This is a genomic window from Bacillus sp. 179-C3.3 HS, assembly GCF_047229225.1.
GTDB lineage: Bacteria > Bacillota > Bacilli > Bacillales > Bacillaceae > Bacillus.
This window is the reverse complement of record NZ_JBFEFT010000026.1, coordinates 1-20,283: the sequence shown is the minus strand read 5'-3', so window position 1 is coordinate 20,283 and position 20,283 is coordinate 1. Positions and strand designations below refer to the sequence as shown.

Annotated in this window: 28 protein-coding genes; 18 read left to right on the top strand and 10 right to left on the bottom strand. The window is 40.2% G+C overall.

The genetic code is table 11. From position 1 onward, the window contains the following. Both AB1K80_RS14690 and ypmT read left to right on the top strand, forming a co-directional pair. Complete coding sequence (locus AB1K80_RS14690) at positions 1-567, top strand: YpmS family protein (RefSeq protein ID WP_412857509.1); 567 nt, start codon at positions 1-3, stop codon at positions 565-567. Between the two features lie 24 nt (positions 568-591). Continuing rightward, positions 592-789: a protein YpmT gene (gene ypmT, locus AB1K80_RS14685; RefSeq protein WP_412857508.1), complete on the top strand. Its 198-nt coding sequence runs from the start codon at positions 592-594 to the stop codon at positions 787-789. 28 nt (positions 790-817) lie between these two features. On the opposite strand, the gene AB1K80_RS14680 is transcribed toward ypmT, so the two are convergent. The 3 genes from AB1K80_RS14680 to AB1K80_RS14670 form a co-directional block, all read right to left on the bottom strand. After that, positions 818-1,480 carry a DUF4397 domain-containing protein gene (locus AB1K80_RS14680; RefSeq protein ID WP_412857507.1) on the bottom strand — a complete coding sequence of 221 codons (663 nt, stop codon included), beginning with the start codon at positions 1,478-1,480 and terminating at the stop codon, positions 818-820. Positions 1,481-1,596: 116 nt separating this feature from the next. Next, complete coding sequence (locus tag AB1K80_RS14675) at positions 1,597-1,857, bottom strand: DNA alkylation repair protein (protein WP_412857506.1); 261 nt, start codon at positions 1,855-1,857, stop codon at positions 1,597-1,599. Positions 1,858-1,905: 48 nt separating this feature from the next. After that, positions 1,906-2,343, bottom strand: a complete 438-nt coding sequence (locus AB1K80_RS14670) for a MarR family transcriptional regulator (protein ID WP_412857504.1) — start codon at positions 2,341-2,343, stop codon at positions 1,906-1,908. A gap of 140 nt (positions 2,344-2,483) precedes the next feature. Here AB1K80_RS14670 and msrA point away from each other — a divergent pair, with 140 nt between their 5' ends. Next, entirely contained in the window at positions 2,484-3,017 is a 534-nt protein-coding gene (gene msrA, locus AB1K80_RS14665; RefSeq protein ID WP_412857503.1) for a peptide-methionine (S)-S-oxide reductase MsrA, read from the top strand. Continuing rightward, a complete protein-coding gene (msrB, locus tag AB1K80_RS14660; RefSeq protein WP_412857502.1) occupies positions 3,017-3,448 on the top strand; it encodes a peptide-methionine (R)-S-oxide reductase MsrB in 432 nt (143 codons plus the stop codon). The genes msrA and msrB overlap by 1 nt, the downstream gene beginning before the upstream one ends. A 47-nt stretch (positions 3,449-3,495) precedes the next feature. Here msrB and AB1K80_RS14655 read toward each other — a convergent pair whose 3' ends face one another. Further along, positions 3,496-4,524 carry an SDR family NAD(P)-dependent oxidoreductase gene (locus tag AB1K80_RS14655; protein ID WP_412857500.1) on the bottom strand — a complete coding sequence of 343 codons (1,029 nt, stop codon included), beginning with the start codon at positions 4,522-4,524 and terminating at the stop codon, positions 3,496-3,498. A gap of 243 nt (positions 4,525-4,767) precedes the next feature. Here AB1K80_RS14655 and AB1K80_RS14650 point away from each other — a divergent pair, with 243 nt between their 5' ends. After that, positions 4,768-5,490 carry a cytidylyltransferase domain-containing protein gene (locus AB1K80_RS14650; RefSeq protein WP_412857499.1) on the top strand — a complete coding sequence of 241 codons (723 nt, stop codon included), beginning with the start codon at positions 4,768-4,770 and terminating at the stop codon, positions 5,488-5,490. A 17-nt stretch (positions 5,491-5,507) separates the two neighbouring features. Here AB1K80_RS14650 and AB1K80_RS14645 read toward each other — a convergent pair whose 3' ends face one another. Together AB1K80_RS14645 and AB1K80_RS14640 are read right to left on the bottom strand one after the other, a co-directional pair. After that, the gene (locus AB1K80_RS14645; protein ID WP_412857498.1) at positions 5,508-6,473 is read right to left on the bottom strand and encodes a DUF3880 domain-containing protein; all 966 of its coding nucleotides are present in this window, start codon (positions 6,471-6,473) and stop codon (positions 5,508-5,510) included. Positions 6,474-6,488: 15 nt separating this feature from the next. After that, entirely contained in the window at positions 6,489-6,890 is a 402-nt protein-coding gene (locus tag AB1K80_RS14640) for a hypothetical protein (RefSeq protein WP_412857496.1), read from the bottom strand. 205 nt (positions 6,891-7,095) lie between these two features. Here AB1K80_RS14640 and cgeC point away from each other — a divergent pair, with 205 nt between their 5' ends. The 7 genes from cgeC (at position 7,096) to AB1K80_RS14605 (ending at position 13,189) form a co-directional block, all read left to right on the top strand. Continuing rightward, complete coding sequence (gene cgeC, locus AB1K80_RS14635) at positions 7,096-7,416, top strand: spore maturation protein CgeC (protein ID WP_412857495.1); 321 nt, start codon at positions 7,096-7,098, stop codon at positions 7,414-7,416. 24 nt (positions 7,417-7,440) lie between these two features. After that, complete coding sequence (locus tag AB1K80_RS14630) at positions 7,441-8,730, top strand: glycosyltransferase family A protein (RefSeq protein WP_412857553.1); 1,290 nt, start codon at positions 7,441-7,443, stop codon at positions 8,728-8,730. Between the two features lie 144 nt (positions 8,731-8,874). Further along, entirely contained in the window at positions 8,875-10,263 is a 1,389-nt protein-coding gene (locus AB1K80_RS14625) for a sigma-54 interaction domain-containing protein (protein WP_412857494.1), read from the top strand. A 106-nt stretch (positions 10,264-10,369) separates the two neighbouring features. Further along, positions 10,370-11,770, top strand: a complete 1,401-nt coding sequence (gene ablA / locus AB1K80_RS14620) for a lysine 2,3-aminomutase (RefSeq protein ID WP_412857493.1) — start codon at positions 10,370-10,372, stop codon at positions 11,768-11,770. A 2-nt stretch (positions 11,771-11,772) separates the two neighbouring features. Next, the gene (locus tag AB1K80_RS14615; protein WP_412857491.1) at positions 11,773-12,054 is read left to right on the top strand and encodes a YokU family protein; all 282 of its coding nucleotides are present in this window, start codon (positions 11,773-11,775) and stop codon (positions 12,052-12,054) included. 79 nt (positions 12,055-12,133) lie between these two features. Next, positions 12,134-12,358, top strand: coding sequence for a YozE family protein (locus AB1K80_RS14610; protein WP_412857489.1), 225 nt, complete (start codon positions 12,134-12,136; stop codon positions 12,356-12,358). A gap of 144 nt (positions 12,359-12,502) precedes the next feature. Next, on the top strand, positions 12,503-13,189 hold the full coding sequence (locus AB1K80_RS14605; RefSeq protein ID WP_412857487.1) for a hypothetical protein: 687 nt from the start codon (positions 12,503-12,505) through the stop codon (positions 13,187-13,189). Here the strand turns inward: AB1K80_RS14605 and AB1K80_RS14600 are convergent. Beyond that, a complete protein-coding gene (locus tag AB1K80_RS14600) occupies positions 13,186-13,320 on the bottom strand; it encodes a hypothetical protein (protein WP_412857485.1) in 135 nt (44 codons plus the stop codon). The genes AB1K80_RS14605 and AB1K80_RS14600 overlap by 4 nt on opposite strands. Positions 13,321-13,439: 119 nt before the next feature. On the opposite strand from AB1K80_RS14600, the gene AB1K80_RS14595 reads away from it, so the two are divergent. The 5 genes from AB1K80_RS14595 (at position 13,440) to AB1K80_RS14575 (ending at position 16,342) form a co-directional block, all read left to right on the top strand. Further along, entirely contained in the window at positions 13,440-13,607 is a 168-nt protein-coding gene (locus AB1K80_RS14595) for a YozD family protein (RefSeq protein ID WP_412857483.1), read from the top strand. A gap of 62 nt (positions 13,608-13,669) precedes the next feature. Then, positions 13,670-14,269 carry a phosphatase PAP2 family protein gene (locus tag AB1K80_RS14590; RefSeq protein ID WP_412857551.1) on the top strand — a complete coding sequence of 200 codons (600 nt, stop codon included), beginning with the start codon at positions 13,670-13,672 and terminating at the stop codon, positions 14,267-14,269. A gap of 54 nt (positions 14,270-14,323) precedes the next feature. Beyond that, entirely contained in the window at positions 14,324-14,638 is a 315-nt protein-coding gene (locus AB1K80_RS14585; protein ID WP_412857481.1) for a YodL domain-containing protein, read from the top strand. A 117-nt stretch (positions 14,639-14,755) separates the two neighbouring features. Further along, positions 14,756-15,451 (top strand): purine-nucleoside phosphorylase, encoded by a 696-nt coding sequence (gene deoD / locus AB1K80_RS14580; RefSeq protein WP_412857479.1) that lies wholly within the window; start codon positions 14,756-14,758, stop codon positions 15,449-15,451. Between the two features lie 69 nt (positions 15,452-15,520). Further along, complete coding sequence (locus AB1K80_RS14575; protein ID WP_412857477.1) at positions 15,521-16,342, top strand: D-alanyl-D-alanine carboxypeptidase family protein; 822 nt, start codon at positions 15,521-15,523, stop codon at positions 16,340-16,342. A gap of 38 nt (positions 16,343-16,380) precedes the next feature. On the opposite strand, the gene AB1K80_RS14570 is transcribed toward AB1K80_RS14575, so the two are convergent. Further along, positions 16,381-16,632 (bottom strand): hypothetical protein, encoded by a 252-nt coding sequence (locus AB1K80_RS14570; RefSeq protein WP_412857475.1) that lies wholly within the window; start codon positions 16,630-16,632, stop codon positions 16,381-16,383. Positions 16,633-16,724: 92 nt separating this feature from the next. Next, the gene (locus AB1K80_RS14565) at positions 16,725-17,423 is read right to left on the bottom strand and encodes a class I SAM-dependent methyltransferase (RefSeq protein WP_412857473.1); all 699 of its coding nucleotides are present in this window, start codon (positions 17,421-17,423) and stop codon (positions 16,725-16,727) included. Positions 17,424-17,572: 149 nt separating this feature from the next. Between AB1K80_RS14565 and AB1K80_RS14560 the strand changes: the two genes are divergently transcribed. Further along, positions 17,573-18,958, top strand: coding sequence for a S41 family peptidase (locus tag AB1K80_RS14560; protein WP_412857471.1), 1,386 nt, complete (start codon positions 17,573-17,575; stop codon positions 18,956-18,958). Between the two features lie 40 nt (positions 18,959-18,998). On the opposite strand, the gene AB1K80_RS14555 is transcribed toward AB1K80_RS14560, so the two are convergent. After that, a partial coding sequence (locus AB1K80_RS14555) for a sodium:solute symporter family protein (RefSeq protein WP_412857469.1) occupies positions 18,999-20,283 on the bottom strand: 1,285 nt, incomplete at its 5' end.

Below are 20,283 nucleotides of genomic sequence, written 5' to 3'. Positions count from 1 at the left end.
ATGAAAAAATGGAAAAGCTTATTTTTTATGTTACTTGCAATGAATCTACTGATCGTTATGGCTGCCGGCATTTTGATGCTGATTCCAGGTGATCAATCTGCTTCCAAAAAAGCAGCAAGCAGTGAATATTCTTTTGATATTTCTAGCTCAAAAGAATCGCTGACCAGCTTTGTGAATGATTATTTAAAAAATCAAGGATCAAGTAATATGCCGGACTTTCATGTTGCAATTGATCAAGACGTGAAAGTGACTGGGGCGATCAAAGCCTTCTCTTCAACGATCGATGCCAATGTATCGTTTACACCATCTGTTGAAGAAAATGGTGATGTATTACTGAAAGTGGATGACTTTTCAATCGGTCAATTGAGCATTCCGATCAGTTTTGTTTTGAGTTATATGGGGCGATTTTATGAACTACCGGAATTCGTTCATGTGAAACCAGATCAAAAGACGATCGAGGTTCGCCTTTCGGAAATGCCACTAACGAATGGCATGTATGTCAAAGCAAACAAAATTGATCTTGAGAACGATGACATTGAATTCTCCTATTATCATCCACAACAATAGAAATGGCTAGTTAGGGGTGAAATCATGAAGCAAGTCTATCAATATTTTAGTTTGCTGTCGTTTTTATTTGCTGCTTATTTTGGCTTCAATGCTGCCAATGATTTAAAAGCAAATAATATGGATCAGCTTTATCTAAATGTTTCCTATTGTGCATTATTTTTAGGGACGATGATTCTTGCTTTTGAATTTCAAAAGCAAGAAAAAACAGAAGATGTATCGTAAGAGTCTTTCCAACTTGGAAGACTCTTTTTTATATTTGTCCAGAGAGGGCAACCTTTGCCATTAATTCAGGTTCTCCATTGGCAAACCCATGAAGGAAAATGATATAGGCACGATTTTGTTGCAAGTTCACCTTTGGGATATCAAGCAGTACACTTTGAGTACCAGATGCTTTTAATTCAAAATGATACTTACTGGGAGTGAAATAATGGATTTGACTGCTATTCACATAGCCAAGATCTTTTGAGAGAATGTTTTGCTCCCGTTCGTATACATCAATCGGAGGCAGGTCAGGAGACAGCTGAACAAAAGTAAGAGCTGCTCGTTCATTTAAGTTGATGACACGATAATGCGGCTCTGTTAGCAAAGCAAAACCAGTACGAGCACCGGTCATACATAATGTATAGGTTTCGTTCTCCTTGAGGACCATTCGAGAAAAGAGTACTCTTTCTTTCGTCGTCAAGCGGATAACCTCTATGTCGTATACTCCTTCTTCCCATTCCATATAAGCTGTCAGCCGACCATAAGGCATTTGATCTGTCACTTGATGACCATTGACATATACAGCGAGCTCATTCAAATCAGGTGCTGCATGAAATAGCCGGATGATCGCTTTTCGAGAAGTGTTATTTTGGGGGAAATTAGAAGAGGTACGAACGCTTGGAAATTCATTTATATCAAAGGGCTGCTGCATATCCATATCCCTACTTTCTCTCACAGTGTTGTATTTGTAGCGTATGCACCAGCGGGACGATCTGTATAGGCAAAAGAACATAGAAAAGGCCTGACGTTTTCTGTCAGGCTACTCGGTTAAGAAGGGGAAGAATATTGATGATATTCAGCTAGTTTAATGAACGTTTTTTCATCCTCAATTAACCCGCACACACCGCACTGTACTTTGATTTGAGGACCTTGATAGCTCATATGAAAAGGAGAAAGTGAGTCCCTTTCATACGTTTCGATAATGTCTCCAGTGGCTGGGTCAAGCTTGACAGGTTCTGAAAGTTGCTCAATGAGATTAAAGCGCGTTCTGTTTGTTTTACAGTTTGGACAAAGATAAGGGCTTGGCATACTGCAATCCACCTCTTTTTATCCGTAGCATGTCCTTGGCGCTAAAATCTATGCTTGCACATTTTGGGTTTTATCAAGCTTTTTGAATAATTTGATCATCGTTTTGAGTTCTTCATCATCAAATGATTCAAAACGTTCCATAAAGTAGTCCGTTTTCTTTTTTTCGAAATGCTCAGTAATTTCTTTTCCTTTATCCGTTAAATGAATTTTAATGATGCGACGATCCTCTTTTGAACGAATGCGCGTGATCCAGCCTTTTTCAACAAGCGTGTCTGTGACAGCTGTAATATGGCTGGCTGATACGCCAAGCACAGAGGCGAATTCAGTTACTTTTTTAGCCCCTTGTTCACGGAGCAAATTCAATATAAGAAATTCATTCCGAGATAATTCGTTTTCGAGCAGGTTGTTAATTTCATAGCGAATCTGCTTAAAAACGGTTCTCAGTAAAGTATCCATTTCATACATCATTTGTTTTCTTTGTTCCAATCCATAAAACCCCCATCATATTTTAAGATACGAGAAGAATCAGTTGATCGCATGATCGGAAAATAAGTCGTATCATTTTCATTATTCTTTGTCATGTTATAAGATAATGATACCATTTTTTAAATGAAGGGGGCACTAATATGTCTGAAAAACAAGAATTAGCCACATTTGCAGGAGGCTGTTTCTGGTGTATGGTTAAACCTTTTGACGAACAGCCGGGAATCAAGAAAGTTGAATCAGGGTATACTGGCGGACATACTGTGAATCCAACGTATGAGGAAGTATGTACAAATACGACAGGACATCGAGAAGCGGTTCAAATCACGTTTGATCCTGACGTCTTCCCATATGAGAAACTATTAGAACTATACTGGCAGCAAATCGATCCGACGGACGATGGTGGACAATTTGGTGATAGAGGCGAGTCCTACCGTACGGGCATTTATGTTCATCATGACGAGCAACGTAAGCTTGCAGAAGAATCAAAAGAGAAGCTGAATCAAAGCGGGATTTTTCAAAAGCCAATCGTGACTGAAATTTTAGATGCTGGTCCTTTTTATCCAGCAGAAGAACACCATCAGCACTACTATAAAAAGAACAAATTGCACTATGAACGATATCATGTTGGTTCAGGCAGAGCAGGATTTATTGAATCTCACTGGAGTGATAAATAATGGAAAATGAGAAAGCGAAGCGGGTAAAAGAATTAAATCGTATGCAATACGAAGTGACCCAAAATAATGGGACGGAGCCGCCATTTCAAAATGAATATTGGGATCACAAAGAAGAAGGCATTTATGTAGATATCATCTCAGGCAAGCCGCTGTTTTCTTCTTTAGATAAATTTGATGCCCATTGCGGATGGCCGAGTTTTACCAAACCGATTGAAGATCAAGAAGTAGAAGAGAAGATGGATACGAGCCATGGAATGGTTCGGACTGAGGTTCGTAGTAAAACGGCTGATTCTCATCTTGGTCATGTCTTTCCAGATGGCCCAGGGCCGAACGGACTTCGGTATTGTATTAACTCTGCCGCTTTGAAGTTTATCCCAAAGGAAGATCTTGAAAAAGAGGGCTACGGTGATCTAAAACCATTATTTGACTAATATAAAAAGCGTCACATGGAAAGCATATGCTTCCGTGTGACGTTTTTTTATTTTTTATGATGCGTTTGATGCAATTGTTCTATGATGTGAAATAGTTTTGCTTTTGTGATGAGAGGCGCTTCGTTGGAAGTGTAATGGGGAAGATGAACTTTTTGAAAGTCTGGATGCAAATGCGGTCTCGGTAAAATGGCATAAAACTGCTCATATTCAAATAGATGTTCTGCTTCAAACGGGAAGGTTAGTTCTTCATGAAGCTTTTCGCCCGGTCTTTTTCCAATCACAAGAATTTCAGGTGCTTTGACATTGATTTGTGCAGCGTATTCTTGAAACGCAGTCAATAAATCGGCTAGTTGCAATGACTCCATTTTCAGAATAAACGTTTCCCCGCCTTGCATCATAATCGCTGCTTCAAGCGTCAGTGACACAGCTTCTTCAATTGACATGAAAAAACGCGTCATTGCAGTATCTGTGACAGTCAAAGGCTTTTCATTGAGCAGTTGCTGAAGCATGATTGGAATGACGGATCCTCTTGATCCAAGAACGTTACCAAATCGTACAGAGCAAAACGATGTGTGTTGATTCGAAATGCTTTCGTTTGCTTGGAAAAATAGTTTTTCTGAAATCAATTTTGTTGCCCCCATTGCGTTTGTAGGAGCAACAGCTTTGTCTGTTGAAATATTCACCACATGTCGCACTTCATGTTCAAGCGCTGCTTCAATGATGTGCTGACCACCGATAATATTGGTTTGTACAGCTTCAAACGGGTTATCTTCGCATGTAGGTACTTGTTTTAGCGCGGCTGCATGAAAGATGATATCCACACCTTTTACTAGCTGCCTTACGCGGTTTGCATCTCGCACATCTCCAAGGGCAAATACTACCTCTGGGTGTGTGGCATATTCATTTTTCATCATGTATTGTTTGCTATCATCTTTACTAAATACAATGATTTTCTTTGGAGAACATGTCGTTAATGTTTTGACGATTTGCCGACCAATGGAGCCCGTACCGCCTGTGACTAGAATGGTTTTGTCACGGAAAAAGCTTTTCACACTCATTTCTATCTGTTTAGACATATCTAATCCCCCAACTCTCATTTCTCTACTTTGCATCATATGTGATAGCGCGTAAGACGTTTGAGGAAAAGAACCACTTGATCTATAAATTAGGTGAACAGATGATAACCAACTGCTTGTCTGCTTAATAGAATATAAAGAGATAAAAGAACAAGTAGATCAAATGCGAGAAATACACTTCAATACTGCCATTTGCTCAAATCGTTTGTTGATAGAGTTGATGGCGAGAGGAGAAGAGAAGACATGTATAGGGGAAAGAGAATTTTAGCCGTGATTCCAGCTTTTAATAGTAGGCAAGATCGTCACGATGAACATATTCGTGTAGTCGCGGGGCGTCCGCTTATTTATTGGACGATCCATCCGCTCCTTCAAATGGTTGAATTAGATGAAATCATCGTATCCGCTGAGGATGTGAACACTCAAATCATCTCGTCTCACTATGGAGCGAATATCATTGAGCTTCCAAGCACACATGCACAGGAGGCAAATCCTTCATTACTAGCTGTGAAGCATGCACTAGCTTATTTAGAACGGGAGGGGAAGACGTTTGATCTTGTGCTGTATCTGCATCCAGCATCTCCTCTTAGACAGCCATCAGATATTGAGAGATGCTTGCAGCTACTTGTAGAAGGAAACTATGATTGTGTTGCCTCTTTTACAGAAGCATTAGAGAATCCGAATGAAACGTGGACACTGCATGACAGCCATGAGGCGACTTTGTATAAAGATAATCATGATTTTTTCATTCAAAATGAAAAGCCGCTTCAAACGTATGGACGTCTTAATGACGCGATATATGTTTTTCACGTTCATTACGCGAAGGAATGCATTCATTCTGTATTAGAAGGATTTGTCGGAGCGTATATGATGAATCAGACAAATTCGCTTGTGGTTAAAAGTGAAGAGGATCGCCATAAAGCGGAAGCAGAATTGTTCGTACGGAAAGAGGCCGATGAAGCGACATAATGGAAAAAGCGCCCCATTTATAGGGCGCTTTTGACGATTTCATATAGTCTATATGGCAGCGTGTCAAATGTATTCCAGAGAACAACTTGCCTATAATTTTGCAGTGAAATCTCTTTTCTCTTTTCTTCGTTTGATACATAATATTCGACCTGTTCCATTAATGCGTCCTCATGAGTGTAATAAACGATACTTGAAAAAGCATCTGGCGGCTTCAGATCTGTCAATTGAAAGCTGCCGCTTGCAGCGATGTCAAACGCTCGATTATTCAAACTCATATTTTGAATCTTCGCTTTGTTACGATTGTAGGCAAATTGAAAAGGTCGATGTGGATTCAGGACAATGGCTGATTGATGATAGATATCAACCATTTGTGCAGGAGTTAGCCAATTGGTCGAAAGGGTGAGATTTGGGTGCGACCTGCGTGATTTATTTAAGTAGCGATGCCATTCCTTTCCGGAGACTAACATCCGCCATTTTCGCTCATTCAATAGTGTGTCGATCGCCTTGATGCGATTTGGATAGGGATACCCAATGAGAGTGATGTCATAGGCAAACGTATCTAATTCTGGCTCCTTCTGATGAAATACACGTGTATTTGTTGGAATAGGAACGTAATGTGCATGGTGAGCTCCCAATTGCTTATAGAAGGGGAGTGCCGCTTCGTCAATCGTTAAAATGATGTGTGCATCATGAATACATGTCGCTGACACGTCTGAATAAAACGGATCTTCTGTCATCCAAAGGACTACTGGAATTTTTTCTTGTTTGAATGGATGAAGGACATCTCTCGGAACATGATCCCCGATCATCATGAAAACAAAATCCGGAGAAAATGTCCGGATTTTGTGCATGTGACAATGTAGAGAATCTCTTTCTATTCTTAAAAATGAAAAGTATGGTGAATCAATGAAGTGATCCTCTATCCATTGATCAAAAGTCTGATAGATTCCACCATAACCAGAGCTAATATAAAGTAGCTTCATGATCTCCCACTTACCTTAAGATGTAAACGTAACACTTTCTACTTTATCTACATCTAATAAAGTTGTTGCGGAGCCTGTAGGTGTCACTGAGCTTTCTTGTGTAACGAATACAACACCATTTTTAGCATCGAATGAAACAAATTGGACTGGACCAATTAAATCTCCTGAGTCCGTGACAATGCTAATGACAGTTCCTGGTGCAAGTCTAGCAAAAATCCATCTAGCTGGTTGCGATACATCGAGCGTTGTAGCAGTATCTGAAGGTAATGCATCAGCTGCCACTTCACTTAATAAATCGTTCAATTTTTCGTCCATTTTTACTCCTCCTTCCTCGAGATTGGCTGTTAAAGAATCGGTGATCGGTTTGAAGAATAGCTTCATTAGTTCCTTTCTTAACTCGGCACGCTTGTCGCTCATTTTTTCACGTCCTTCCTTCATCAATTCAAACACACCACTATGTATATGCCGTTCATTTTTTTGTGTATAAGCAGAATGCACAATCAACAGATTTTCTCTGAATTAATGACTTCACACATTTTCTAAAATGTTTTCAAATGCTGATGCTAAATGATGCAATCTTCATACTCTAGTAAAGATAAAAAGAGAAATGAGGGATTTAGAAATGGATTTTGAACAATTATTGAATGGGTGGAATGATGAATTGCTAGAAGTTGAAGGGATGTTTGAAGTGATATTGATTTTACTTCTTCTTCGATTAATAGAAGAGAGTGAAGAAGAAAAAGTGTCAGAAGTCAAAGAATTGCTACTTCCATGGTTGGAACTAGGCATTCCAGTACCACGTGTTCATTTGGTCAATGGAGATGTGCTTCAAAATGTGATTGTCGTCGAACTATTTGATACAGTAGCAGTATTCAAAAATGCAACAAATCAATTAAGAATAAGTGTTCCTTATGCAAACATTGTCAGCTGGGGGGCTTTTTAATCTGATAAAAAAGGAATCAATATGATGAAAGTATCGGTCATTTTAACAAGTTACAATAAACCTGATTTCATTGATCGTGTGTTAAGGAGTATGGTAGAACAAACATATCCAAACTGGGAGCTCTTTATTATGGATGATGGATCAGAACAAGAAACCATCAAAAAAATAGAGCCCTATTTAGGAGATGAGCGCATACAGCTTTATCCGCATATGGTTCTCTCTGCAAAACGACTGATGACCGTGCGTTATGCGACCCTTATTAATGAAGCTTTATCACAGATAACAGGTGAGCTCATTTGTTATTTAACCGATGATACCATTTATCATAAGGATCGTTTGGAAAAAATGGTGAAAGTATTCCAGTCAAAACCTCATATTGATATCGTCTATTCCTCACAGCGAGTCATACATGTAGATGGCCAGTCGCTTGAGAGAACGACTTTCATTCGTGAAGCGGAGCAGGTGTTAGCGCATGCGGCTTTCCAAGTAGATCATTGTTCGGTCATGCACAGAAGCAGTTTACTCCCACTTATTTATGAAAAATACGGACATTATTGGGATGATGCACCGAAGCATTGGCATCATGCAGATTCAGTTTTTTGGATGAGGTTGAATCACTTTGCACCGTTTTTTCCAATAACAGATATCCTTGATACCACTTACAAAACGCCACAATCCTTTCATCACCAGTTTTCAAGTATGCCGTATGAATTAATCGACGGGACGGTGATTGAAGAAGGTGACACTTATTTTCAAATCGCGCATGGGAATCTTCATGAGATTGATAAACAATGGGTAAATGAAAAAAATCGCCGTGCCATTCGTGTACCATTGCTATGTGCAATGAAATATGAAAAGAAGCATAAGCTCGCGGTGCCCAATTATACTGTGATAACAGCAGACCAAGGTAAAACATATTATTATATGGAAGATCAGAAAAAAAGACGGTTTGCTTCGAAACGTGATCTGCAATATTTTCAATTTCATCAAAAGGAGATCTATTCCATTTCAAATGAATGGCTTCAGAGCTTTGAAGATGGCAAAATCATTCAAACAACTCCAGTGTTCAGTCCACCAAATCGTCGACTTTTTAAATGGAAGCAAGATGTTTATTTATTTGTGCATGATACTTTTTACCGCATTGCACCTGAGCTAGTAAAGGTATTTGCATTTTATCATCAGCCAATCAAACTATATCCTTCTCAATTTTCTTTATTTCAAGAAGGAAAGTCCATTGTACCACTGTATATGGAATCGTTTCGTGAGTTTAATATGTCACTTTACGAAACTTCAGGGCGGAAGCACTCCTCATAAGAGGGGTGTTTTTTTGGTGAAAAAGAAGGAGATCGATTGGTAAAAGCGAAACGTGAAAAGCATAGGGGACAAATGAACATAACGGAGCGGCTAAAAATCGGGCATTCCATGCCGAATTTTCGGCGCTGAAAGTGAGGAGAGAGGATGGGGAAGATCGTCGAAAGAGCAGATTGGTTTGAATTGATCTTAGAGGCCATTGATGAAGCGATACACGTTGTCGATGAGCGAGGAGTGACCAGTTTTTATAATCAAAATGCAGCGAAGTTTGACTGTTTAGACAAAGAAGAAGTGATCGGCAAATACATTCTTGATGTGTACCCATCATTAACAGAGAAAACAAGTACATTCCTTCATGTGTTAAGAACAGGAAAGCCGGTTTATCATTCTTTGCAAACCTATATGAACAAAAACGGTGAAAAAATTGAAACCATCAACACGACATTGCCAATGATCGAAAAAGGAAAGTTAATAGGAGCAGTTGAAGTAGCGAAGGATGTGTCAAAACTGTCGGCACTCTCGAGTCGCTTAGAACAAAAAAAACGGACGAATGACATCACTGTGACGAGTGACATGCATGATTTCTCTTCCTTTATAACAAATGACCCTCAATTAAAGGACATGCTTCATCGAGCAAAAAAAGCAGCAGCCTATCCATCATCTGTTGTCGTCTTCGGAGAAACTGGAACTGGAAAAGAAGTGCTTGTCCAAGCAATTGTTTCAGCATCAGACCGAAAAGATCAGGTGTTTATTCCGCAAAACTGTGCCGCCCTTCCGGAATCGCTGCTAGAGAGTCTACTGTTCGGCTCTGTGAAAGGGAGCTATACAGGTGCGCTGGATCGAAAGGGTCTTTTTGAATTAGCGGATGGCGGTACGCTGTTTCTTGATGAATTGCAAGCAATGCCAATCACGCTTCAGACGAAGTTATTACGTGTTTTAGAAGATGGTGTTGTGCGCCGGATCGGTGATGTAAAGGCCATAAAAGTCGATGTTAGGGTCATTGCGGCTTTAAATATGGACCCATTTGAAGCCGTGAAAAAGCGTATCTTAAGAGAAGACTTATTTTATCGACTGCATGTATCCTCTTTTCACATCCCGCCGCTTAGAGCTAGAAAACAAGACATAGAGCTACTATCTCGCCACTTTATAACAGTCTACCACGATCAGTTTTCCAAAGCGGTCACACGCCTTTCTGAAGAAACGAAGCAATTATTCCTTGCTCATCACTGGCCCGGGAATGTGAGAGAATTAAAACATACGATCGAGCATGCGGTACTTATGATGCCAAAGGAAGCGGAAGAGATCACCCGGGCATATCTTCCGGCACATTTACATGTCCAAAAAGAAAAGAACACCTCACAGACGCGATCCTTAAAAACTCAAGTCACCTTATATGAACAAACATTAATTCAAGAAGCATTAGAGGAACATAGGGGAAATGTGAAACAAACAGCACAAGCGTTAAAGGTGCCTCGGCAAACCTTACAGTATAAATTAAAAAAATATCAAGATGCCGAAAAACAGGCACGTGATTAACCTGAGATTCAAAGCAAAATGCTCCTTTTGTAAACAAGAGGGGCATTTTCCCATGTTGGCACATAACTTGCATAGTATAAAGCGAATGCTGATAGGGGGAATGAAGATGAATCATAAATTGTATGAACCTGCGCGACATTGGAAGGACGTTGAGCTGTGGAAAGACGTACCTGAAGAAAAATGGAACGACTGGATTTGGCAGCTGACGCATACCGTCAAAACGCTTGATGATTTAGAAAAAGTAGTGAATTTAACCGAAGAGGAAAGAGAAGGGGTGAAGATCTCCACAAAGACCATTCCACTCAACATTACACCGTACTATGCCTCACTGATGAATCCAGACGATCCAAGATGTCCGATCCGTATGCAATCTGTGCCCATTGCAAAAGAGCTTCATAAAACAAAATATGACCTTGAAGATCCGCTTCATGAAGATGAGGATTCACCTGTTCCGGGTTTAACGCACCGCTATCCAGATCGGGTCTTGTTTCTTGTCACAAATCAGTGTTCGATGTATTGCCGCTATTGTACGAGAAGACGTTTTTCCGGTCAGATTGGGATGGGGGTTCCTAAAAAGCAATTAGACGCAGCGATTGGGTATATTCGGAGCACACCAGAGGTGCGAGATGTACTCATTTCAGGCGGTGATGGGTTATTAATCAATGATCAAGTGTTAGAATACATTTTGAAACATTTACGTGACATCCCGCACGTTGAAATTATTCGGATTGGAACACGTGCCCCGGTTGTATTTCCACAAAGAATCACAGATGAATTATGTGACATCTTGAAGAAGTATCACCCTGTTTGGCTGAATACCCATTTCAACACAAGCATCGAAATCACAAAAGAAGCAAAAGAAGCATGTGAGCGCCTTGTGAATGCCGGTGTCCCTGTAGGCAATCAAGCTGTTATTCTTGCTGGAATAAACGACAGTGTGCCGATCATGAAAAAGCTCATGCATGATCTCGTGAAGATTCGCGTCAGACCATATTATATTTATCAGTGTGATTTATCAGAAGGAATTGGCCACTTTAGAACGCCTGTTTCGAAAGGGCTTGAGATCATTGAAGGGTTAAGAGGCCATACGAGTGGTTATGCAGTGCCTAGCTTTGTTGTGGATGCGCCAGAAGGCGGAGGGAAAATTGCGTTACAGCCTAATTATTTATTATCGCAAAGTCCTGAGAAAGTCGTTCTCCGCAACTTTGAGGGCGTCATTACCTCCTATCCAGAACCAGAACATTACGTAGCAGGGCAGGCAGATGCATATTTTAATGAAATCTATGAAAAGAAAGAAGAGCCTGCTATTGGAGTGACCGCTTTATTTCAAGATGAAGCCAGATCGTTTACTCCTGAAAACTTAAGCCGTATGAAACGCAGAGAAGACTATGAGACAAATCCTGAACATGATACGCTCAAAAACAAACGAGAAAAACGAGATGAATTAAAAGAAAAGAAATATCAGGCACAGCTCAAAAAAGATCAGATTGTAAAGGAGGAACAATAACCGTGCTGACATGTGATTGGTGTGAGGAAAAGAAAGCAACAGAAGCGCAAACCACAGTCTATTGGGAGTTAATCACTGGCACCCAATCAATTGAAATTAGAGAAACGCCGTCTATTTCCTGCACACATTGCGGCATGACGTATCAGAAGGATGAAACGGTGAAAGAGATAGAAGATCAATTGATATTGGTAGACCAAACAAAACTTCCAGAAAACATCACATATGACACATTAATGAGGATGGAGCGATTGTTAAAGAGAAATTACTTTGATTTTTCCTCTTAAGTTGTACCTCCGCCTATACAAGTGATCAATTTACTGTATAATATAACAACAAAATAGAGTGTCGCGGAGGGAAATATAGGTGAAGTCGTTCTACCATTATTTAATGAAATATAGACATCCCAAACCAAAGGATGAAATCAGTCGTTTTGCCAATGCGGCTTATGAAGATCATAGCTTTCCGAAAGCTTCTACTGATTATCATGAGTTATGTGCATATTTAGAATTAAACGCAGATTATTTACGTACGATGGCCACATTTGATGAGGCATTTGAACAATACGAAATAGAAGTGAAAAAGAGCTAAACGTTGCCGCTTGTCCCAATAGGGAGAGGCGGTTTTTTAATGAAGAAATAAAATGGCGATTTGCATGGTGTTGTTGCCCATGCAGATTTCTTTCCACCGGCATACGATACGTTAAGAGCGAAAGTCGGGCAAGGGGGAGACAAAATGAAGGCGAAAGCACCAAAGTATAGAGTAGGGGATATTGTCGTCGTTGTCATGTACGGCACAGTCGGAACGATTACAAAAGTCCATCAAATTGACCAGCACTATCTATACGAGGTCAATCATAATGAGGTGCTTTATTTTGAAACATCAATCCAGCTTTACGATGAGTATGATGGAGTGATTGTGGATACTGAAAAGCTGGACATTGAATATGAGTTCCTCATTGGCGATGTGGTATATGTAAAAGATTACGGAAAAGAACTTTTTAAGATCGTTGGCCATCGAACGGAAATTTGGCGTTACGTTGAGGATGGATGGGAAGATGTCATTTACGAGCTGACGAGGTTAAAAGATGGAGAGTGGCTTGAAACAGAAGAGGAAGATTTAACACTTGTTTTAAGAAAGTACGAGATTGATCAGTTTGTTCATCAGCTTCTTTTTGTCCACTATGTTGGAGAGACGTCAAATGCAAATGAAATAGAAGACGATATGGTACAAACAGCACTTTTGCAGTTAGAAGAAAAACAAGAAAGTGACGAATCTCTAGAATTCCTTGCTGTATCTATTGTGGATGAGCTTCTTGATATTTATAACGATTATCAAATTCTCTACGAATTTTTCAAAGATCCAGAATATAAGGATATGATGGATTTTGTTTTGGAAAGTTTAAAAGAGCATTTTGGTTAAAAAAAGACTTGTCCTAATACGAATAAAAAATAAGGCACACAGAAAAATGCAATCACATAAAACCATCCCCTCAAGATACGGCCCATCACCTGATCAAATGCCTGTCCATCTAATATGCTTAACCATTTCATTGCTTCAATCCCCTTTGTTTTGTGTTTACTGCATTTATATGTATGGAATGAGCCATTATGACAAACTGTAATAAAAATAAGGCGGCGTTCATACATCATAAAAAAGGAGGCGGAAAGCAATGAAAGAAGCAGATGTGGTGATTGATACAGAGGAAATTGCAGAATACTTTTATATGGAGCTGATCAAAAGAGGGTACATACCAACGGAAGTGGAAACATTAGAGCTTGCCGATATGACCTTTGAGTATATGCTAAGGAAAGCAATGATAGTTGAAGAAGAGGCTTGATAGGCACTATACTTTGAAGAGATTCTCAATCTAGGGGGGAGGAATTCTTCAGCGTGTATATCATGTTTCTATTCATCATGTTTGGCGCCATGGCTGTGCTCATGACATCCGGTATATTTCAAGAAGTGGACAACCATATCATTTTATGGTTCGAGACAATGAGACTCCCTATCTTAAATGATGTCATGTTCATCGTGACCGACTTTGGCATGAGCCTGCTTCTAGTTCCAATCATGCTCATCGTTGGTGTGGTGCTATTTACATATAAGCGTTATCACTCAATGGTGTTGCTTTTTCTTTTATATCTCATTGAAATCACAGTCAATCATCAATTGAAGGAATGGTTTGCTAGAGAACGTCCGTCCTTTCAGCATCTTGTCGATGAAACATTTTATAGCTTTCCGAGTGGACATGCGATGAACGCTGCCACGCTCTATCCATTTATGGCTTATCTATTCGTCGAACTCGTCCCAACCTTTAAAAAGAGACAAAAAACCGTCTACTTCATCACAGCTCTTCTAGTCATATTGATCGGCATGAGCAGGATGTATCTTGGTGTTCATTATTTGACAGATGTGGTTGGTGGCTTTGTGATCGGACTAGGATTATTTCTTCTTTTTAAAAAGATTGACGAAAGAATATGTATCATTCGACAAAAATAGAAGGAGGAATTTGACAGATACCAGCCAATTTTATATAAAAAGGGAGGGATTTGAATGCAATTGACGTTGAGATTATTTCAAAAGAAACCTTCAGCCTATCACTTGACCATTTACCAGACACCTCGTTTTGGTGATACGAATGGGCACCAGCCTGTATATCGGACACAAATTGGCGGGCGAACACACCTCGATGTACTCGAAAAGGCTTTCTCGACATTTAATGTACATGATACAGTCCCTAATGATTATAATGCACGGTTTATGACGACTGGAGATATCGTCGTGATTGATGATAGGAAAAAAGGCAAGTGCCATTATCAGCTCTTTCCAACGGGCTGGAAACGAAGTGAAAGAATGTTGATAAGGTAAAAAGTCCCTTTCGGATGCCAGCTTTTCATTCCAACCAGCTGGCGATTTTCTTTTTTTGTTTTAATCGTTTATAATAAAACAGGAAAAATGACATATCAACATAGTGGAGGCTAAAACATGAGTGTACATATTGGAGCAGAAAAAGGACAAATTGCAGAAACGGTCTTGCTACCAGGGGATCCGCTTCGTGCGAAATACATTGCAGATACATATTTAGAGGATGTAGAGTGCTACAATGAAGTACGTGGTATGTACGGTTTTACTGGCACCTACAAAGGGAAGCGCATTTCTGTACAAGGTACTGGAATGGGTGTACCGTCTATTTCGATTTATGTGAATGAACTCATTCAAAGCTATGATGTTCAGAACTTAATCCGCGTTGGTTCGTGTGGAGCAATCAAGAAAGATGTGAATGTGCGTGATGTCATTTTAGCACAGACTTCATCCACTGATTCTCAAATGAACCGTGTGGCATTTGGACCGATTGATTACGCACCTTGTGCTGACTTTGGTCTTTTAAAGAAAGCCTATGATACAGCAGAAGAAAAAAATGTAGCTGTACGTGTTGGGAATGTGTTTACCGCAGACCAATTTTACAATGAAAAGCCACTTGAGCTGATGGACCAATACGGCATTCTTGCCATTGAGATGGAGACAACAGCCCTTTACACACTTGCTGCGAAATTTGGCAGAAAAGCATTGTCTATTTTGACAGTGAGTGATCATGTTCTCACAGGTGAAGAAACAACTGCTGAAGAGCGTCAAACTACTTTTGACGAAATGATCGTAATTGCACTAGACTCTGTTTTATAATAGTATTAAGGATGTGCTACGATGTAGCACATCTTTATTTTTTTAGTAGAGCAAAAAGGAAGGTATGTCATGAAGAAAATACTCTCAATCGCATCGATTCTTGGTTTGACGGCCGCATTAACAGGCTGCCAATTGCTGGATCAAAAAAACGAAACAACGGATGCAAACAAAACAAGCGAACAAAACAAGACAGACAACTCATCATCCCAGCAAAACTCAAACGAAACGGCAGATTCATCGAATCAAGAGCTGACGTTAAAGAGTGAATATTTCAATGACATTAAGGTTGTTAGTGGGCTGAAAACGATTCAAAATCCCGAAAATGTGCTAGCACTTGTCAACAAAGAATATGCATTGCCAGGAACTTATAAACCTTCTGACCTTGTGGTGCCAAAGGTAGAATTCTCGTTTTCAGAGGATATTGAAAAGCGTTATATTCGGAAAGAAGCAGCAAAAGCCCTTGAGAAGTTATTTAAACAGGCAAAAAAGGAAAACTTCGAGCTTGCTGCCGTGTCTGGCTATCGCTCTTATGACCGCCAACAAGTCATTTTTGATAGTGAGGTCCAATTAAAAGGCAAAGAAAAAGCCCAAGAAGTCGTCGCGTTACCAGGGGAAAGTGAACACCAAACAGGACTTGCGATGGACATTTCATCCAAAAGTGCTGGTTATGAAATCTCTGAAAAATTCGGTGAAACCCCTGATGGCAAATGGGTTGCAAAAAATGCCTATAAATATGGTTTTATCATCCGTTATCCGAAAGGAAAAGAAGATATAACGAAATATTCATATGAACCGTGGCATTTACGCTATGTTGGGAAAGAAGCAGCAAAAGCAATGCATGATCACGACTTAACGTTGGAAGAATATATGAACAAAGTGAAGAAAATATAAAAAAAGGCCTCCCAGTGAATTGGGGGCCTTCTTTCATTTTAGAAAAAGAGTAATCCTCCTAGAGCGAAGCCGGTAATAAACCCAAGGCCGATTCCATACGCCGGGCCCCATCCATAGTATCCACCGTAATACCCAAACCCAAATCCTCTGCGAGACCCGCCAACGGGACGGATATATACTTTGCGGTTTGTCACGCGCTCAATACGTCCGACATGCACCCTGCCACTGCGATCAGTGATTCTAGCTACTTTCCCTATATGCTGATGACAAAGTTGATAGTAGCGCTCCATGTTTTCCCTCCTTATGACATACTCTTTACACTCTTATCTTATGCGAGAGGGATCATAGAGTTTGGACATAACATGTAGGGGATTCGCTCATTTTACACAGTACATTCAAATAAAATGTGACTAAGATGTTCTCGGTTGGCTTGAATGAGATCGTAGTGTGTTTGCAGCGTATCGTAAAGGTAAGGGGGGATTTGCTCAGATAAGACCATTTCTGTCGGCTCATCTTGTACCATATGCTCGTCAAATGAGAGAATACGAATGTGATGGAAGCCGGCCGTTGTTAACTGCTCCTTCCATTCTTCTACAGAAAAGAGAGAGTGAAACCCATAAAACGATTTAATGACATTGAGGTGATCTGCTGGGATTGGCGCCTTTAACACCGCTTCATTGGCTAGGACTTTACTTCCGGGAATGAGAACCCGTTTGATTTCAGATAGAGCGGCTGATAAATGGGTGAAGCTTAGGACAGATTCACTCATGAGCAGAGAGAACGTAGCATCTGCAAATGGAAGATTTTCAACGGATGCCCTCAAAGCGGTCAATGGAAGTTCTTCTTTTTTAAATCGAAGGTTTGCCTTTTCAACCATCAAAGGGTGTGTATCAATCGCGTCTACTTGAAAGCCTAAATTCCCCAAATAGGCAGCTGTTTGCCCAGTGCCACAGCCGACATCTAGTATACGTTCATCAGGAGATAGCTTGACATGTTCAATCATGGCTTTTGTTAACTCCATTCCACCAGGATGTGCACCTGATACACCAAAATAGGCGAGCATTTCTACATAATCATTCATGAAATCCCTTCTTTCCATATCGTGTTTCTCTCTAAAGATTATGCATGATCGCGCCAAATGGCTTATCTTTTCAATTGAGAAGTTTGATCATTTGGTTGACGGATGGAGAATCGTCCTTGATAATAATGAAAGATAAAGGTGGTGTTTTTTTGAAAAAACAATTCAAATTCGCAATAGCCATTCTTGTGACGGCTGCTCTTTCCTCAGCGATTACGTTTGTCATCATCAAGCAGAGTACTGTCAGCGTCACAGGAGATGAGAAGTTTAGCAAACTCATGGCTGCCTATACGAAAGTAAAGAACGAGTATTACGAAAAAACGGATGATCAAAAACTCGTAGATGGTGCGATTCAAGGAATGATTGCATCACTTGATGATCCATACTCCACATATATGGATCAAGAGGAAGCAGAAGGGTTTAACAATTCCATTTCCTCATCATTTGAAGGAATTGGCGCGCAAGTAGAAGAAAAAGATGGACAAATCTTAATTGTTGCCCCGATAAAAGGTGCACCAGCTGAGAAAGCCGGGTTGAAACCTCATGATCGTATTTTAGAGGTTGACGGGAAAAGCACAAAAGGAATGTCAGTCAACAAAGCAGTATCTCTCATTAGAGGGAAAAAAGGTACCGATGTGAAACTGCATCTGAATCGGCAAGGGGTCGGAAATGTTGATGTCACCATCACAAGAGACACCATCCCACTCGAAACCGTTTATGCGAAGCTGACAAAAGATAAAATAGGAGAGATCCAAATTACATCTTTTGCTGAAACAACATCCCAAGAGCTAGATAAAGCGATGAGTGATCTAGAGAAAAAAGGGGCAAAAGGGTTTGTGATTGACCTTAGGGATAACCCAGGCGGCATTATGACAGAAGCGATAGAAATGAGTAATGCCTTTATTGATAAAGGAAAAGTCATTATGCAAGTTGAGGAAAAAGGCAAGAAACAAGTGTACAAAGCGGAAAAAGAACGAAAATTCCATCAACCAGCAGTTGTCCTCGTCAATGGTGGATCAGCCAGTGCCGCTGAAATTATGGCAGCCGCACTTCATCAATCATCAGGGATTCAAATTGTTGGTGAAAAAACGTTCGGTAAAGGAACTGTACAAAATGCCCAAAGCTATAATGATGGCTCCAGCGTCAAATTAACGATTGCAAAGTGGCTAACGCCAAATGGTTCTTGGATTCATAAAAAAGGGATTGAGCCACAGGTGAAAGCATCTCTTCCGAGTTATGCGAAATTGCCATATTTAAGTGCGAAAAAGACGTATCAATTGAATGATAATGGAGATGAAGTCAAAGCGGCGCAAAAGATGTTCGAAGCCCTTGGCTATGAAGCAAAAGCAAATGGAGAATATGATCAAGCATTCCAAACCGTTGTGAAAAGCTTCCAAATCGATCATGATCTGAAGGCAGATGGTATTCTTACAGGGGATACCACAACGGTTCTAATGACAAAGTTACAAGAAAAGCTAAAGAAAAATGATACACAAATGCAAAAAGCCATTGATGTCTTAAAACAAGACATGAAATAGAGAAAAGCAGTCCCTGAGAAGGGGACTGCTTTTCTTGTGTTTACGCTTCTTTTACAATCGTTTCGTTGTCTCGTTGAAAAAGGTCATGTGTGACAGAATTTGAAGTGATCTTCTTTTGGAAGAACGGATTCAAAATCAAGATGACCACTACGTTGGCTAATAATCCGAGAAAACCTTCATATAAACCGAACGTGACTTGTGAGATGTTCGCGGCAAAGGTCACGCTAATTCCTACGATGAGCCCTGCAATGGTTGCCTCTCTCGATTGTTTTTTCCAAAATAAGCTGATTACAATGGCTGGGAAGATCTGTACCATACCTGAAACACCAATCAACTGAAGTGTGACAAGTGCAGTTGGGAACAGCATCCCAAATAACAGAGCAAGGCCAATGACGATAAATACCATCAAACGTGTAATGAGCGTTAATCGTTTAGGTGACACATTGGGATGGATCAAATCACGATATAAATTATTCGCAAATAAATTCGACGCACCAATGGCCATAATCGAACACGGAATGAGTGAAGCAAGTGCGATTGTAGAATAGGCAAGTCCCTGCATCACGCCACCATATGATGTTTGAATTAAATGCAGAAGGGCAAATCTTGGATTTGTGTCTTCTGGTAAAACTAAAAAGGCAATCAGCCCAAGGAAAATGACCAAAATTAAGATAATATTGTAAAGGGGCAAAAACATACTGTTTTTGCGGATCGCATCTGCGCTTTTGGCTGTAAAGACACCAGTAGCAGCATGTGCCCACATAAATAAAGCGAGTGCGGAAACAGCTGATGCCGTCATAAACCACATGATGCCTTTAGGACCGCTCTCAGGGATCGTTAAAAGCTGTGGCGCTTCTTTGACTAATGTATCCATCATTGGGGTCCAGCCGTTGAAGTGTATCATCGGCAGTGAAACGACCATAAAGAGCATGATCACCCAAACGAGAATATCTTTGATAATGGCTGTATATGTAGGTCCTTTGATACCACTAAAAAACGTATATAGTGCAACAAGAATAAATGAAATAATAACAACTGCATTCACGTTAATATAGTTGGTACCAGCGACAGTTAACGTATCCTGAATTCCGCTTAGCTGAAGGCAAATATAAGGAATCAGCATAAGTACACCAACAATGGCAATCAAGCTAGATAATAGCTTACTGTCAAATCGTTCACGCGCATAATCAGCAAGTGTCGTCAACTTATGATTTTTCGCCACTGTCCATAATTTCGGTAAGAAAAAATACGCAATAAAGTAAGCAAGAACCGAATAGGGGATAGCGAAAAACGCGATACTTCCAGCTGTGTAAGCTGTGCTCGTT

Excerpts from the sequence above, each read along its gene's own strand:
- AB1K80_RS14690 (WP_412857509.1), top strand. The coding sequence starts at position 1 with ATGAAAAAATGGAAAAGCTTATTTTTTATGTTACTTGCAATGAATCTA.
- ypmT (WP_412857508.1), top strand. The coding sequence starts at position 592 with ATGAAGCAAGTCTATCAATATTTTAGTTTGCTGTCGTTTTTATTTGCT.
- AB1K80_RS14680 (WP_412857507.1), bottom strand. The coding sequence starts at position 1,480 with ATGCAGCAGCCCTTTGATATAAATGAATTTCCAAGCGTTCGTACCTCT.
- AB1K80_RS14675 (WP_412857506.1), bottom strand. The coding sequence starts at position 1,857 with ATGCCAAGCCCTTATCTTTGTCCAAACTGTAAAACAAACAGAACGCGC.
- msrA (WP_412857503.1), top strand. The coding sequence starts at position 2,484 with ATGTCTGAAAAACAAGAATTAGCCACATTTGCAGGAGGCTGTTTCTGG.
- msrB (WP_412857502.1), top strand. The coding sequence starts at position 3,017 with ATGGAAAATGAGAAAGCGAAGCGGGTAAAAGAATTAAATCGTATGCAA.
- AB1K80_RS14655 (WP_412857500.1), bottom strand. The coding sequence starts at position 4,524 with ATGTCTAAACAGATAGAAATGAGTGTGAAAAGCTTTTTCCGTGACAAA.
- AB1K80_RS14650 (WP_412857499.1), top strand. The coding sequence starts at position 4,768 with ATGTATAGGGGAAAGAGAATTTTAGCCGTGATTCCAGCTTTTAATAGT.
- AB1K80_RS14645 (WP_412857498.1), bottom strand. The coding sequence starts at position 6,473 with ATGAAGCTACTTTATATTAGCTCTGGTTATGGTGGAATCTATCAGACT.
- AB1K80_RS14640 (WP_412857496.1), bottom strand. The coding sequence starts at position 6,890 with ATGAGCGACAAGCGTGCCGAGTTAAGAAAGGAACTAATGAAGCTATTC.
- cgeC (WP_412857495.1), top strand. The coding sequence starts at position 7,096 with ATGGATTTTGAACAATTATTGAATGGGTGGAATGATGAATTGCTAGAA.
- AB1K80_RS14630 (WP_412857553.1), top strand. The coding sequence starts at position 7,441 with ATGAAAGTATCGGTCATTTTAACAAGTTACAATAAACCTGATTTCATT.
- AB1K80_RS14625 (WP_412857494.1), top strand. The coding sequence starts at position 8,875 with ATGGGGAAGATCGTCGAAAGAGCAGATTGGTTTGAATTGATCTTAGAG.
- ablA (WP_412857493.1), top strand. The coding sequence starts at position 10,370 with ATGAATCATAAATTGTATGAACCTGCGCGACATTGGAAGGACGTTGAG.
- AB1K80_RS14605 (WP_412857487.1), top strand. The coding sequence starts at position 12,503 with ATGAAGGCGAAAGCACCAAAGTATAGAGTAGGGGATATTGTCGTCGTT.
- AB1K80_RS14600 (WP_412857485.1), bottom strand. The coding sequence starts at position 13,320 with ATGAAATGGTTAAGCATATTAGATGGACAGGCATTTGATCAGGTGATG.
- AB1K80_RS14595 (WP_412857483.1), top strand. The coding sequence starts at position 13,440 with ATGAAAGAAGCAGATGTGGTGATTGATACAGAGGAAATTGCAGAATAC.
- AB1K80_RS14590 (WP_412857551.1), top strand. The coding sequence starts at position 13,670 with ATGTTTCTATTCATCATGTTTGGCGCCATGGCTGTGCTCATGACATCC.
- AB1K80_RS14585 (WP_412857481.1), top strand. The coding sequence starts at position 14,324 with ATGCAATTGACGTTGAGATTATTTCAAAAGAAACCTTCAGCCTATCAC.
- deoD (WP_412857479.1), top strand. The coding sequence starts at position 14,756 with ATGAGTGTACATATTGGAGCAGAAAAAGGACAAATTGCAGAAACGGTC.
- AB1K80_RS14575 (WP_412857477.1), top strand. The coding sequence starts at position 15,521 with ATGAAGAAAATACTCTCAATCGCATCGATTCTTGGTTTGACGGCCGCA.
- AB1K80_RS14570 (WP_412857475.1), bottom strand. The coding sequence starts at position 16,632 with ATGGAGCGCTACTATCAACTTTGTCATCAGCATATAGGGAAAGTAGCT.
- AB1K80_RS14565 (WP_412857473.1), bottom strand. The coding sequence starts at position 17,423 with ATGAATGATTATGTAGAAATGCTCGCCTATTTTGGTGTATCAGGTGCA.